Source organism: Erythrobacter ramosus (assembly GCF_009828055.1).
In the GTDB taxonomy this organism is placed as follows: domain Bacteria; phylum Pseudomonadota; class Alphaproteobacteria; order Sphingomonadales; family Sphingomonadaceae; genus Erythrobacter; species Erythrobacter ramosus.
The window spans coordinates 1,130,815-1,144,737 of the sequence record NZ_WTYB01000001.1 but is presented as its reverse complement, the minus strand read 5'-3'; the positions used below and the strand labels follow the sequence as shown (position 1 = coordinate 1,144,737).

The window sequence follows — 13,923 nt, the reverse complement described above, 5'->3', positions numbered from 1 at the left end:
GGTATGGATGGCAGCCCCCGCCCGACAAGTGTGTCGCCCCGGTCCAGCATCGCTAGCAACCCTTCCCTGCACACGGGCAAGCCGCACGACGAAGCGTAGGACTTTATCGACGAACAGGACATCAGGCTCCGCAAGATGCACGGACGCACAAATTGGAGCGCCCGGGCGGGCAGAGCGCAGCGGATCGGTAATCTTCGGAAAACAGAAAGATGGTGCCTAGCCAAAGGGCTTCCGCCTTGGTCGGTGTGGGAAATGCGACCCGGCCGGGGCCCGGATCAGTGGATCTGCTTCGGCGATGCCTGACCCAAAAGTAGCCCTTCAGCTAGCGCCCCCAATCCTGCCTCATTCGTCATCCCACCCAGTCTCAGTTATCTTCAGCAGTGCGGCTCACGGCTGAAACCGGACGGGCAGCTTCGGCAAGATTATCGCCATTAGGATGGCGTCGTCCGTCCAGACTGGGCGAGAGCCGCTTGCCCCAAGCCATGAGCAGACAATGCCGCTTGAGCGAGCCTAGCGCAGAAGCTAGACGGTTGGCCGGGAACAGGGGAAAAATGTATGAAATCGGTAATCTTTGCAGCCACCGTCGGCATGTCGATCATCATGCCGTCGATGGTCGTGGCGCAGACCACCGTCATTCATGCAGGCCGCCTGATCGACGTGCCCGGCGAAGCGCCGCGCGGACCATCGACGATCATTGTCGAAGATGGTCTGATCGTATCAATCGTTGATGGTTATGCGGAACGTCCTGACGGGGCCGCGTTCATCGACCTGAGCGATCATACGGTGCTCCCCGGACTGATCGATAGCCACGTGCATTTGACCAGCGATTCCGGCGGGCTGGCGGGACAGTTGGAGGCTGTGACTTTGTCCCCGGCCGCCCAAGCCTTCAATGCGCAGGCTAATGGGATGAAAACGCTGCGAGCGGGCTTCACCACGGTGCGCAATCTCGGCGACGGCGACGGCGCGGTGTTCGCGCTGCGCGACGCGGTCAATGCCGGCAAAGCGATGGGGCCGCGGATCGTTGATGCCGGTAGTAGCCTGTCGGGTACGGCCGGCCATTCTGACGATGCGCTCGGCTATCGTGACGAATTGCGCCCCTTCTTTGCGGGCTCGGGCAGTACCTGCGACGGGGCCGAAGACTGCCGCCGTGCAGCGAGACAACAGATTGGGCGCGGCGCGGACGTGATCAAGATGACCATCACCGGCGGCGTCAACAGCCGGATTGGCGCGGGGCTCGGCAGCCAGATGTTCGATGATGAGGCCGCAGCGGTTGTCGCGACCGCGCGGATGTTCGGACGGAAGGTGGCGGTCCATTCGCACGGCGCCGACGGGACTCTCCAGGCGCTCAAGCTCGGCGTCGATTCGATCGAACATGGCACGATGCTCTCTGAGGAAGTCATCGCGCTGTGGGCGAAGAGCAAGACCTATTACGTCCCGACGCTGTCCACAGTGAACGGATATAAGGAAAGGCTCGCGGCTAACCCTGATGCCTATGAACCCGATGTCCTCGCCAAGATCAAATGGCGCATCGATATCACCGGCAAAACGCTTGAGACGCTCGTCCCGCGCGGCGTCCGTATCGCCTTCGGCACTGACGCTGGCGTGTCGAAGCACGGCCGCAATGGCGACGAATTCGAGCTCATGGTCGCGCACGGCATGACGCCCGAAAGCGCATTGGTCGCAGCGACGATCAACGCCGCCGACTTACTCGGCCTTTCCGATAAGGTCGGCACAATCGCACCGGGCAAAAGCGCCGACATCATCGCGGTCTCGGGCGACCCATTGAAGGATGTGTCGGTCTACAAGGATGTTCAGTTTGTCATGGCGCGCGGAACAGTGATCGAACTGGATTAATCGGCCGATCGGTATCCCAAACATTCTATTCGGGAGAGTGCCTGAAGGCAGGTGGTGCCGCTTACGTGACTCGAACACGTGACCCCATCATTACGAATGATGTGCTCTACCGACTGAGCTAAAGCGGCATTCCTGCTCGCGGCCCTAATCGTGTGGGCGCGCGGGCGCAATGCAAAGGTGGAGGCCCGAGCCGGAATCGAACCGGCGTGCAAGGATTTGCAGTCCTCTGCGTAACCACTCCGCCATCGGGCCGAGCCACCCAAGGCAGATGCCTCGGACGGAAGCGGCGCACTAGCGATTCGGGGGCTGCTTGGCAATGCATGTTTCAGGACGCCCCAGTTTACGCAACGTCAGTCTGGACCGCGCTGCGATCACGCGGCAAAGCTGGCCGCTATGACCATCGCCAGCCTGCTCGAACCCGTCACCGGCCAACCCGGCCCGGCCCGCCTCACCCATGCCGCCGACTGGATGCAGGGGCGCACGCTGTATGGCGGGGCTTCGGCGCTGGTGGCGTACACCATGGCGACCCGCGCCTTTGCTGACCTCCCCCCCTTGCGCGCCGGCCAGATCGCCTTTGTCGCACCGGTGGGCGAAGAGATCGCGCTTTCCGCCGAGATCATCCGGCAGGGCCGCAATGTCACTCAGGTGCGCAGCGAGATCATCAGCGACGGCAAGGTCGCGCTTAGCGCCTTCTGGCTGTTTGCCGAAGGGCGTGAGGCGAATGCGCTGCAACCGGCGCCGCCGCCTGAAAACTGGCCGGGACCGCCGGAGGACACCCAAGAGGTCACCCACAGCTTCGCGCCGAGCTTTGTCGCCAAGAACTTCGAACTGCGCCACGGCCAGACCCGGGGCGACGATCGCGGGGCGACCGTGCGGCGCTGGGCGCGGCTGACCGAGGCACATGATCTCGACCCGGTTTCAAAGCTGGTGCTGATGGGCGACGTCATGCCGCCCGGCGCGATGCGGGTGATGCAGCGGCAAGGCTCGATCAGCTCGATCAACTGGTCGTTCAACGTGCTCGATCCCGAAAGCCGATCACGCGATGGCTGGTATCTGGCCGAAAACGCCAGCCAGCACGCCGCAGCGGGCTATTCGTCAGAGCGGCTGCGGCTGTGGGACGCCGATGGCCGGCAAGTGCTCGACGGGATTCAGTGCGTCGCCGTTTTTGGCTAGCGCCCGCGTTAGCCCCACAGCTTCTGGGTCAGTTCCGGTAGCGCAGCAGCGTAACGGGAGACATCCTCCATCCGCCCGGTGCTGACGCGCGAATAACCTTTCCATTCGCCATAGGTACCGCGAATGGAAATCCCGCGCTGGCCCATCGCATCGCGCAGGGCGTCGGCATCGGGTACTTTCACGAAGACGAAATTGGTCTGGGAAGGCAGCGCGGTCAGCCCTGCCTTGGCAACCGCGTCCAGGATCATCGCGCGGCCTTCCAGCACGGCGGCGCGCGATTGGGTGAGGAACGGCGTGTCGTCGTAGCTCGCAATCGCCGCTGCCAGCCCGGCGAGATTACCGCCAAAACTCATCAGGTGCGACTGGATGCGCTTGGCATTGGCTTCGCTGGTGATGGCGTAGCCGACGCGCAGGCCCGCCATGCCGTAGATCTTGGAGAAGGTGCGACACACGATCACATCGGCGCCGCCGCGCACCAGATCGACCATCGCGTTGTCTTCGGGCCGGTCGGTCAGCTCGTTATAGGCTTCGTCCACCAGCAGGGTGGCATGCGGGGTCACTTGCGCGGCAAAGCTGCGCAGTGCGGCAGGCTCGATCAGCACGCCGGTGGGGTTGTTGGGATTGCACAGCTGGATCAGCGCAACCCCGTCAGGCGCCTTGGCCGCCATCGCTGGCAGATCGACATTCATATCGGTCGTCAGCGGCACGCGGATTGAGGTGATGCCCTGCCGCTCGCCATAGATGACCGTGGTATCCCAAAACAGATCGGGGCACAGAATCGCGCCTTCCCGGCCCCAGGCCAGCGCAATGGCGCAGAGGATCTCGGTCGACCCGGCGCCGACGACCACCTGCGCGGGGGTGACGCCGTGCCGTTCGGCAATCATAGCGGTCAGCCGCATCAGGCCACGGTCGGCGTAATAGCAGCCCATCTTCGACGTCTCGGCAATCGCGCGCAGCGCCGAGGGGGCGGGGCCATAGGGGTTCTCGTTCCGGCTGAGCAGCGCCTGACCGATCTTCGGCCCGAAATCGGGCTCGGCAGCCGGAGCGGCTACCGCTGCGCCAAGCGCGGAGAACGGCAAGGCGCCAAGCCCGCCCGTCAGGCTGGCACCAGCGATGAAAGATCGGCGAGTGGTCGGCATGGTGAGCTCCTTTAGGTCAGGTGGCACAGGGTCAGAACTTGGCGATCATCAAGACGCCGATAAACGTGAGATAGAGGCCGAAGACGCGGCGCAGGATGGCAGGCGACAGCATGTGCGCCGCCGCCACGCCCAGCGGCGCGAAGAGCACTGAGGTTGCGATCAGAACAGCAGCGGTGGGCAGGTTGATAAAGCCGAGCGAACCCCAGCCGCGCCCGCTCTCCTCCAGCCCGATCACGATGAAGCCGATGGTCGCCGGGATCGCGATGATGGCGCCCATCCCGGCCGCCGTGCCGATCGCGCGGTGGATTGGCGTGCCGCAGACCGTCATGGTCAGGGTGGTGAGCGTGCCGCCGCCGATGCCGAGCAAGGTCGAGAACACCCCCAGCGCGCTGGCAATCCCGGCGCGCGGCAGGCCGGATGGCAGCGCGGCAAACAACGGCTCGCCTTGCCGGGCAGGCAGCATGAAATAGACCGCAAAGGCCAGCACCCCGGTGCCGAAGATCAGCGCGAGGTGCGCGCCTGAAATCCAGTCGGCCAGCACCGTGCCGACAGCGGTGCCCAGCACCACCCAGATCGACCAGCCCTTGAGCAGGCCGAAATCAACCGAGCCGCGCTTGGCATGGCTGCTGGTCGAGCGGATCGAGGTGAAGATGATTGAGGCGAGCGAGGTGCCCACGGCGACATGCGCGGTCTGCTCTGGCGCGACCCCCAGCACCGGCAGCAGGAACATCAGCGCCGGGACAACTACGAACCCGCCGCCGATCCCGAACAGGCCGCCGGCAAAACCGGCCGCAGCGCCCGCGATCAGCAGGGCCGGTAGCGCGAAGGCGAGTGGGGAGAGGAGGCTCATTCACGCGAAGAATAGGCTCACGGCTCTAATCGCCAAGCGAATTTTTGCAGTGCAGCATGGGGTAAATACCCCATACGCCCACAGGCTGCCGGGTCGCTGAGCGTGCCCTTACACGTCTTCGAAATTGGGCTTGCGGCGCTCCATTTCGGCCATCACCGCTTCGACCTGATTGCGGCTGCGCATGATCGCGTGCTGCTCGATGCTTTCCTCCAGCAGGATCGCATCGGTCTCACGCTCCCACATACCCGCCTGAAGCCGCTTGGCGGCGCGGATTGCGTGAGGGTTCTTGTTCGCGATCTGGCGGGCGATGGCGAGCGCCCGTTCACGCGGGTTCTCGTCGAGGTAGGTTGCAAGGCCGAGCGTCTGCGCTTCGGCTCCGGTGAACTCGCGGTTGGTGTAGATCAGCTCGCGCAGCACATCGTCGCGCACCAGCCCGCGCCACAGCGCATAGCCGCCCATGTCGGGGACGAGGCCCCACTTCAGCTCCATGATGGCCATGCGGGTGGTGGGATGGACGACGCGGATGTCGGCACCGCTGGCGATCTGCAAGCCGCCACCAAAGCACACGCCGTGGACCGCCGCGATCACCGGGACAGGGAGCTTCCTCCACTGCATCGCCACCTGCTGCGCGCGGTTGGAATTGCCATAGGTGCGCTCGGTCAGGCTGGGCTCATCCTCGGGGACTTTCCGCGAGAAATTCGACAGGTCGAGCCCGGCGCAGAACGCTCGGCCCTCACCCGAAAGCACAACCGCGCGCAGTCCCTTCATCCGTTGCAGCGTGCTGCCCGCTTCGATGATGCGCTGAAACATCTCCGGATCGAGCGCATTCATCTTGTCGCCCCGCACAAAGCGAACTTCGGCGACGCCGTCTTCGCCAAGGTCGATGGCGACGCGGTCATTGGCGATCGTGGTGGCGGTGGCGGACATGACGATGTGATCCCTCAAGGCGTGGCTTTGGCAGCAAGATTGGCTGATCCGCCGCGCCCTGTCCAGAGGTGCCTAGGCCGCACCTGCAAGGCACTACAGACCGGCAGCCGGTGGGACGTCGAGGAAATAGCCGCCATCCGGGTGGGCGGCGATCAGGTGCGCCAGACCGAACGGCTCAAGCTTGGCCCGCACCCGCGCGACATGGATGGCCAGGATGTTAGCGTCGGGGTCGAGTTGGATGCGCCACACTTCGGCCAGCAATTGCTGGCGGGTCATGCGCTCCCCCGGATACTCAGCCAGCCGCCACAGCAGTGCGAATTCGCGCGGAAGGAGGTCGAGCCAGCGATCCTCGACCCGGCCGTCACTGTGGAACAGGTCGAGCGTGACATCGCCCGCCTCGCGGAAGCGGGAGATCATCACATCGCCGTCAGGGAATTCGCCGCGGGCGCTCATCGCATTCATACCAGCCCACCCGCCCGCATCGAATAGACCGCATCGACGGTAAAGATCAGATGGTCGATCAGCGCCATATCGAGCGCGCGCGCGACCTCAGCCAGCCGGCGGGTGGCAGCGATGTCGCAGCCGCTCGGCCGGCAGTGGCCCGACGGGTGGCTGTGCGCGAGGATGATGCCAGCTGCGTCGTAGCGCAGTGCCTCACCCAGCAAGGCACGCATCCTGAGGCTGAGCGCGGTCATGGTGCCGATCCCGCACGGCGCATCGCCCAACCAGATGCTATCGGCATTGACGAAGATCGCATGACCGCGCTCATGCACCAAGGGAGGGGCGAGCACGACCTGCTGCAGGTAGGCGATCATCCCGCCCGCCCGCTGTTCGGGCGAGAGCGCCTCTTCGCGCGGCGTCAGGCGGGCAAGCGTCAAGACCGACATTGGAGGGTGCTCAGGGCAGCTGGGACAGCGGCATCAGGCATGAGGTGTCTCCCGGGAGTTACAGGCGCTGCCAGTGGATGCCGGGCGCAGTCAGCCGCCAATCGCGGTAAGGGCCGAAGCGGCGCTCCCGCAGCCAATGGCGTACCAATCCGCCAAGCAACACCAGCAGCTCACCATAGGACGGGCTGATGATCAGGATCGCAAAGGCCAAGGTCGAGGCGACATCGACCATCGACTGAACAAGGTGCGCAACCACCGAAACCAACTGAAATCCGGCGATGAGCAGCGGGTAATTGCGGTTGGCATTGAGCGCGATGGCGACGAACATGGCCGCAGCAATGACATCGATGAGGAAGATGACGGGCGCATAGGGCCCGGTCTCCAACGCTCCCAGATTGAGCCAGAACCCGACATACATCGGCAGGACCATGGTGGCGATGAAGACCCCGATCAGCCAACGCTCGGGAGCGCCGCCCCAACGCCAGATCGCTGCTGCAAGCAGGAAACTGGTAAGGTGCTGCGCGGCGACCCGGTACGTGTTGAACAAATCGAGCAGGTCGCTGTGCATCAGGCCCGCAGCCGCTCCGGCTCGGCCTGGCCAGCGTTCAAATCCGCCGCAGCAATCTTGGTCGGCACGCCGGAGTCGCCCGAAGCGTGAACCTGCGCGACCTTGCTCAGTTCGTCATGCACTCTGAGCAGGTTGGTGGACATCGCCATAGCCTGGCTTTCCGCTTCGGTCAGACGGACGAGCGCGCGCTGTCCGGTGTGGCCTTCGACGAGAGGGTTCTGGCGGGCCGCCAGCATGGCCTGCTTGAGCCGCGCCATGGCCATGATCGCTTCATCGGCGAGCGCTTCGGCTTCGCGGATCAGCTTCTTGAGATTGTATGCGTCAGCAAGGATACGATTTTCCATCGATACACTCCTGCGGTGCCGGTGTTCGCCCGGCAGCGACCCTAGTTTCCGCGGAGTAGGTAGCCTTGTCCGTCGCTTCGCTCAGTGTCTTCACGGCGGTTACCGCGAGAATGACAGCGGCCAAAATGCCCGATGCAATTCCGACGATTGCCCCCAAGCGAACCAGGACGGCATGCTCCCCATCGAGCACTCCGGGGACCACCCGAGGTTCACCCTGCCTCAGCCATGGCGCTTGCTCGATCAAGGGCATCGCATCGCTGAGAACAAGCTGTCCCGGGTCATCCCGCTGACCGAAATCGGCCGGATCAGCCGCCGGGCTAAGCTGAGAATATCTATATGCAGCTTCACTGAAGGGCTTCAGCAAAACCGTATCCGCGTGGGAACCTAAGTCATTTCCCGCTGATGCTTCAGCCGCTTCCGGTGTGAGCGTGGCGCGGTAATTCTCCACCAGATCGCCAAGGTTGCCTGCGTCGTAAAAGTCTTTGAGTGCGCGGATATGTTGGTTGATGCGGGTCTCGGACACGCCGAGTTCCAGCGCGATCACCTTGATAGGCACACGCCGGTCAATGCGTTCCATCACGGCCCGCTGTCTGTCGGTCAGCCGCCGTGCGGCTCCGGACGTCATGTCGATCTCCTTCATCTGTCCGGTGCGGGTTACACCTAAACTAACGCAAAACGGATTGAATTTTTGCCGTTTTGGATGAGAAGACCTTGCGGATCGACTAACGTCGACCCGCAAGCCAGCTGTCAGGCAGCCGAACTGTTGACGCCTTTGGATTGCAGATAGCGCTTGATATTGCGGGCGGCCTGGCGGAGCCGCTGCTCGTTTTCCACCATCGCGATCCGCACGTAACCCTCACCGTTTTCGCCGTAGCCAACTCCGGGGGCAACCGCGACCTGCGCTTCGGTCAGGAGTTGCTTTGAGAATTCGAGGCTACCCATAGACTTCAGCGCGGGCGGCAGCGGGGCCCAGGCGAACATCGAGGCGGGCGGCGCAGGGATATCCCACCCCGCGCGGCCGAAGGCCTCGACCATCACATCACGGCGCTTGTGATAGAGTTCGCGGTTGGTATCGATAATGTCCTGCGGGCCGTTCAAGGCCGCACACGCCGCCGCCTGAATCGGTGTGAACGCCCCATAATCGAGGTACGACTTCACCCGCGTCAGCGCCGCGATCAACTGCTTGTTGCCGACCGCAAAGCCCATACGCCACCCTGCCATCGAATAGGTCTTGGACATCGAGGTAAACTCGATCGCGACATCCTTCGCGCCCGGCACCTGCATGATCGAAGGGGTGGGCTTGCCGTCGAAATAGAGCTCGGAATATGCCAGATCGGATACAACCCAGACCTGGTTCTCCTTCGCCCAGGCCACCAGCCGCTCGTAGAAGGCCAGATCGACGATCTCCGAAGTGGGGTTCGAGGGATAGCTCACAACCAGCACTGACGGGCGCGGCACGGTGAAATTCATCGCCCGTTCGAGCGACTCCCAGTAATGTTCATCCGGCGTGGTCGGCACCGAACGGATCGTGGCGCCGGCAATGATGAAGCCGAAGGTGTGGATCGGGTAAGACGGGTTGGGCGCCAGCACCACATCGCCCGGTGCGATGATCGCCGTGGCAAGGCTGGAGAGGCCCTCTTTCGAGCCCATCGTCACCACCACTTCGCTATCGGGATCAAGCTCGACCCCGAACCGGCGCGCGTAATAGCCTGCCTGTGCGCGGCGGAGGCCGGGAATGCCCTTGGACTGCGAATAACCATGCGCATCGGGCTTGGCCGCCACTTCGCACAGCTTGTCGATGACGTGCTGCGGCGGGGGCTGATCGGGGTTGCCCATGCCGAGGTCGATGATGTCCTGCCCTGCCAGCCGCGCGGCATGACGCATGGCGTTGACTTCCGCGATTACGTACGGAGGCATGCGCTTCATGCGGTAGAACTGGTCATTCATCGTCTGTCATCACCTTGTCTTGCGCGGGGCCTTCAGCGGCTCTGATCAGACCCCCGCGCCTTCTCCCTAGGCTAAACCCGCGGATCGTGGGAAGGCGTTTTCGCCAATTGCGGCTTGGCCGGATGGGCGACACTGGTATGACGGTGCGATAGGTAAGGGACAATTTGACGCGATGGCACAGGATACCGACCTGATGGCGACGGCAGGCGAGGGGCTGAAAGGCTTCTTCGATATGCAGGGCGACGCCATGCGCGAGATGCTGGGAGCCAAAGCGTTCGATTCGCTGCTCGGCGCTGGCATGAAGTGGGGCATGGACCCTGCCGAGCTGGCGGAATGGGCCTCCACTGCGACGCAGCTCCAGCAGCTGTGGTTCGATTTCGCGACGCATCAGGCGCAAGCCGCCGCCGAGAAAGCCGTCAAAGGGAGCATGGGGGGCAGCAACAGGCTGGACCCGGCGCAGTGGCTGGTGATGTCGCAGTCGATGCTCGGCCAGATGCCCAAGGGCATGTTCGAAGCGTCGGCCAAGCTGGCGCAGGATCAGATGCAGCTGTGGTCAGGCGTGATGCAGAGCTTTGCTGCGGGCGCAACAGGCGGAAAGATGGCTGAAGCCCCCGAAGCAGCCGCCCTGCCCAAGAGCGACCGGCGCTTTGCCGATGCGGCATGGCGCGAACATCCGGCCTTCCTGCTGCTGCATCAGACCTATCTGATGCTGGCCGACTATTTCCGGCAGGCGGTGAAGGGCATGGACGGGCTCGACCGTGCCAAGCGCCAGCAGCTCGAATTCGCTGTGTCGGCGCTGGCCGAAGCGATGAGCCCGGACAATTTCCTCGCCCTCAATCCGGTGGTGATGAAGCGCACGATCGAAAGCCGCGGGGCGAACCTCGTGCGCGGGATGCAGCACCTCATCAACGACATGAGGCGCGGGCAGTTGACCCATACCGATCCCAACGCTTTCAGGCTGGGTGAGAATCTGGCCGCAACGCCGGGCAAGGTCGTCCACGAAACGCCGATCTTCCAGCTGATCCAGTACAGCCCCACGACCGATACCGTGCTGGAAGTGCCGCTGATCATCTTCCCGCCGTGGATCAACCGCTTCTACATCCTCGACCTGACGCCCAAGAAGAGCTTCATCAAATGGGCGGTGGATCAGGGGATCACCGTGTTCGTGGTCAGCTGGAAATCGGCGGACGAAACCATGGGCGATGTGGTGTGGGACGATTACATCCGCGCCCAGATGGAAGCGATCGACCATGTCCGTGCGCGGCTCGATGTGCCGGCCGTCCACACCATCGGCTATTGCGTCGCGGGGACGACACTAGCGGCAACGCTCGCGATCCTGTCGCGCCGCGGTGAAGCGGACAAGGTCAAGTCCGCCACCTTCTTCACCGCTCAGGTCGATTTCGAGAAGAGCGGCGATCTCAAGAATTTCATCGACGATGGCCAGCTAGAAATGATCGGGCAGCTGTCGCCGCATGGCTACCTTGATGGGCGCTATCTCGCCGCCGCGTTCAACGCGCTTCGGGGCCGCGACCTGATCTGGAACTATGTGGTGAACAACTACATGATGGGCGAGGATTACCCCGCCTTCGATCTGCTCCACTGGAACGGCGACGTCACCAACCTGCCATCGAAATGGCACAACGCCTACTTGCGCGATCTCTACCGCGACAACAAGCTGGTGGTGCCGGACGCCTTGGAGGCCGACGGCACGCCGATCGACCTCACCAAGGTCGCCACCCCCAGCTTCGTGCAGGCAGGCCGGGAGGATCACATTGCGCCCGCCGAAAGCGTGTGGCGGATCACCAAGCATTTCACCGGGCCAATGGAGTTCCTGCTGGCAGGCTCCGGCCATATCGCCGGCGTGGTCAATCCACCTGCTGCTGGCAAGTACCAGTACTGGGTCGGCGATAGCGCCGCGCCGTCGCTCAAGGCCTTTGTCGAAAGCGCGACCGAGCATCCGGGTAGCTGGTGGCCGCACTGGCTCGAATGGCTTCACCGCCAGTCCGATGCGCGTGTTCCTGCAAGCGGGAAGCGCGTGCCCGGCAGCAAGGGCGACACCGTGATAGAGGACGCGCCGGGACGCTATGTGAAGACGCGCTAACGGGGTTTTGTTCAGCAAGTCCACGCTGCCCTAAGCACCAAAACTCTGAATCTGCATACATTCTTACATTTTTGTGCACTGCACAAAAAGGCTTGACTTCGCATCCGCATTGACTATTTTGTGCAGTGCAACATGAAGCGAGGCTACCATGTCCGAAGTTGAAAACACTGCTGCCGAAGTAAAGGCCACCGAGGCCAAGGCTCCCGTCGCCAAGATCGACGCTGCTGCCGAGAAGGCTTACGCCGAAGCATCGGCCAAGGCCGTCGAAGCGCCGAAGGTTGAAGCCGCTCCGGTCGCCAAGAAGATCGCTGCGCCCAAGAAGGCTCCGGCTGCCAAGAAGGCAACCCCAGTCAAGAAGGCCGCTGCCAAGACCGTCAAGAAGACGGCAACCAAAACCCCGGTCAAGAAGCCGGTGCTGGCTAGGAAGGCTGCCGTCAAGACGAGCAAGCCCGCCGCGCCGAAGACCAACCCCGTCATCAAGCTCAAGGACACCATCATGGCCACTGCCAAGAACACCGATATTGCCGCGACTGCCAAGGACGTCATCGCTGACGTTCAGACCCGCGCGAAGACTGCTTACGCCCAGACCACCGTGCTGGCTTCGGAAGCCACCGAGTTCACCAAGGCGAATGTCGAAGCTGTCGTCGAAAGCGGCAAGATCTTCATCGCCGGCGCGCAGGAGCTGCTCAAGGACAACGTCGAAACCGGCAAGACCGTGATCGAAACCGTCACCGAAGACGCCAAGAAGGTTGCCGCCGTCAAGTCGCCGACCGAACTGATGCAGCTTCAGGGTGAAATCGCCCGTCGCAACTTCGACGCGCTGGTTTCTTACGGCTCGAAGCGCACCGAAGCTTGGGTGAAGCTCTACAACGAAGCCTTCGCCCCGATCTCGAACCGCGTCAGCGTCGCCGCGGAAAAGATCAAGAAGGCTGCGTAAGCCAAAAAGTTTCTGAGCCGGGCCTCTCTCCTCTCTCCCAACCCGGTTCACGAAAGAGCGCTGAAAAGCGCGGGCCGGCCAGACCAGCGTCTGGCCGGCCCTTTTTATTCTGGGCGCCTGCATGGCCGACCCCAAATGAATCTAACCAACCGCTTGCACACGCGCGTGCCTTTCCCATAATGGAGGCTCATGCCGAACCCGTCCTTCCTTCCCCTCGCCGCCATGGTCGAGCCGCACGCGCCGCTTGTCCTTCCCGTGCGCGCGAATGACGAGGATGGCGGCGCTGGCAAGGATGGGGACGGCGATGGCAAGGATCAGGTCGGCGTCGCCACCAAGACCCGCGCCAAGGCCAAGAAGCCGAGCCAGTACAAAGTGCTGATGCTCAACGACGATTACACTCCGATGGAATTCGTGGTGCTCGTGCTGAAACGCTTCTTCGGGATGGATCTGGAGCAGGCCACCCGTGTCATGCTCCACGTCCACCAGCGCGGCGTGGGCGTCTGCGGGATCTTCACCTATGAAGTGGCCGAAACCAAGGTCAATCAGGTGATGGACTTCGCCAAGCAGAACCAACATCCGCTGCAATGCACGCTTGAGAAAGCCTGACCGGCGGGCCATGCGCCAGCCGCACCATCCCGATCCCGATCCGCTGCTACCGGGGCAGGAAAGCGTGTGGGACTACCCCCGCCCTCCCATCTGTGAACCGACATCGCGGCATATTCGCATCGTTCATCGCGATGTGGTGATCGCCGACGCACGCGCCGCGTGGCGCACGCTCGAAACCTCGCATCCGCCCACCTATTACATCCCGCAATCCGACATCGCGATGGCGCACCTGCAGCCCAACCCGGCCCGCTCGATCTGCGAGTGGAAAGGGCAGGCGGTCTATTGGGATGTGGTGATCGGCAACGAAACCATCGCGGCGACGGCGTGGAGCTACCCCGACCCCAAGCCTGGCTTTGCCAGCATCAAGGACCACATCGCCTTCTATGCGATGCCGTTCGATGCTGTGCTGATCGACGGCGAACAGATCACCCCGCAGCCCGGCGGGTTCTATGGCGGCTGGATCACCTCGCGCGAGGCGGGCCCGTTCAAGGGCATACCCGGTAGCCGCTTCTGGTAGCGCCGTTTTGCGGTAAATCTGACGCTCATCCACCCTCCCCCAGAATTGGGGGCATGACGCGGGGGCGCTGCAT

15 protein-coding genes and 2 tRNA genes are annotated in these 13,923 nt (G+C 63.2%); 6 read left to right on the top strand and 11 right to left on the bottom strand.

Going from position 1 to position 13,923, the window contains the following annotated elements; genetic code table 11:
- The first annotated feature begins 555 nt into the window (after positions 1-555).
- Positions 556-1,854, top strand: coding sequence for an amidohydrolase family protein (locus tag GRI59_RS05760; RefSeq protein WP_160760193.1), 1,299 nt, complete (start codon positions 556-558; stop codon positions 1,852-1,854).
- 52 nt (positions 1,855-1,906) lie between these two features.
- Here GRI59_RS05760 and GRI59_RS05755 read toward each other — a convergent pair.
- A tRNA-Thr gene (locus GRI59_RS05755) sits at positions 1,907-1,982 on the bottom strand.
- Positions 1,983-2,032: 50 nt separating this feature from the next.
- Positions 2,033-2,106 (bottom strand) — tRNA-Cys (locus GRI59_RS05750).
- A gap of 141 nt (positions 2,107-2,247) precedes the next feature.
- Between GRI59_RS05750 and GRI59_RS05745 the strand changes: the two genes are divergently transcribed.
- Positions 2,248-3,027 (top strand): acyl-CoA thioesterase, encoded by a 780-nt coding sequence (locus tag GRI59_RS05745; protein ID WP_160760192.1) that lies wholly within the window; start codon positions 2,248-2,250, stop codon positions 3,025-3,027.
- Positions 3,028-3,035: 8 nt separating this feature from the next.
- Here GRI59_RS05745 and GRI59_RS05740 read toward each other — a convergent pair whose 3' ends face one another.
- The 9 genes from GRI59_RS05740 to GRI59_RS05700 form a co-directional block, all read right to left on the bottom strand.
- Positions 3,036-4,166: a pyridoxal phosphate-dependent aminotransferase gene (locus GRI59_RS05740; RefSeq protein ID WP_160760191.1), complete on the bottom strand. Its 1,131-nt coding sequence runs from the start codon at positions 4,164-4,166 to the stop codon at positions 3,036-3,038.
- A gap of 31 nt (positions 4,167-4,197) precedes the next feature.
- On the bottom strand, positions 4,198-5,016 hold the full coding sequence (locus GRI59_RS05735) for a sulfite exporter TauE/SafE family protein (RefSeq protein WP_160760190.1): 819 nt from the start codon (positions 5,014-5,016) through the stop codon (positions 4,198-4,200).
- 108 nt (positions 5,017-5,124) lie between these two features.
- Positions 5,125-5,943 (bottom strand): crotonase/enoyl-CoA hydratase family protein, encoded by an 819-nt coding sequence (locus GRI59_RS05730; RefSeq protein WP_160760189.1) that lies wholly within the window; start codon positions 5,941-5,943, stop codon positions 5,125-5,127.
- Between the two features lie 93 nt (positions 5,944-6,036).
- Positions 6,037-6,396: a winged helix-turn-helix domain-containing protein gene (locus tag GRI59_RS05725; protein WP_160760188.1), complete on the bottom strand. Its 360-nt coding sequence runs from the start codon at positions 6,394-6,396 to the stop codon at positions 6,037-6,039.
- Between the two features lie 5 nt (positions 6,397-6,401).
- Positions 6,402-6,821, bottom strand: a complete 420-nt coding sequence (locus GRI59_RS05720; protein ID WP_237440671.1) for a JAB domain-containing protein — start codon at positions 6,819-6,821, stop codon at positions 6,402-6,404.
- A gap of 67 nt (positions 6,822-6,888) precedes the next feature.
- A complete protein-coding gene (locus tag GRI59_RS05715; RefSeq protein ID WP_160760186.1) occupies positions 6,889-7,398 on the bottom strand; it encodes a hypothetical protein in 510 nt (169 codons plus the stop codon).
- On the bottom strand, positions 7,398-7,742 hold the full coding sequence (locus GRI59_RS05710; RefSeq protein WP_160760185.1) for a hypothetical protein: 345 nt from the start codon (positions 7,740-7,742) through the stop codon (positions 7,398-7,400). Before GRI59_RS05710 ends, GRI59_RS05715 begins: the two co-directional genes overlap by 1 nt.
- Positions 7,720-8,382, bottom strand: coding sequence for a helix-turn-helix domain-containing protein (locus tag GRI59_RS05705; protein WP_237440670.1), 663 nt, complete (start codon positions 8,380-8,382; stop codon positions 7,720-7,722). Before GRI59_RS05705 ends, GRI59_RS05710 begins: the two co-directional genes overlap by 23 nt.
- Positions 8,383-8,489: 107 nt before the next feature.
- Positions 8,490-9,689 (bottom strand): LL-diaminopimelate aminotransferase, encoded by a 1,200-nt coding sequence (locus GRI59_RS05700; protein WP_160760184.1) that lies wholly within the window; start codon positions 9,687-9,689, stop codon positions 8,490-8,492.
- 172 nt (positions 9,690-9,861) lie between these two features.
- Here GRI59_RS05700 and GRI59_RS05695 point away from each other — a divergent pair, with 172 nt between their 5' ends.
- The 4 genes from GRI59_RS05695 to GRI59_RS05680 all read left to right on the top strand — a co-directional run bounded on the left by GRI59_RS05695 (position 9,862) and on the right by GRI59_RS05680 (position 13,850).
- Positions 9,862-11,790 (top strand): PHA/PHB synthase family protein, encoded by a 1,929-nt coding sequence (locus GRI59_RS05695; protein WP_160760183.1) that lies wholly within the window; start codon positions 9,862-9,864, stop codon positions 11,788-11,790.
- Positions 11,791-11,938: 148 nt separating this feature from the next.
- On the top strand, positions 11,939-12,727 hold the full coding sequence (locus GRI59_RS05690; RefSeq protein WP_160760182.1) for a phasin family protein: 789 nt from the start codon (positions 11,939-11,941) through the stop codon (positions 12,725-12,727).
- 189 nt (positions 12,728-12,916) lie between these two features.
- Positions 12,917-13,333, top strand: a complete 417-nt coding sequence (clpS, locus tag GRI59_RS05685) for an ATP-dependent Clp protease adapter ClpS (RefSeq protein WP_419866786.1) — start codon at positions 12,917-12,919, stop codon at positions 13,331-13,333.
- A 10-nt stretch (positions 13,334-13,343) separates the two neighbouring features.
- A complete protein-coding gene (locus GRI59_RS05680; RefSeq protein ID WP_160760181.1) occupies positions 13,344-13,850 on the top strand; it encodes a DUF427 domain-containing protein in 507 nt (168 codons plus the stop codon).
- Positions 13,851-13,923 lie beyond the last annotated feature (73 nt).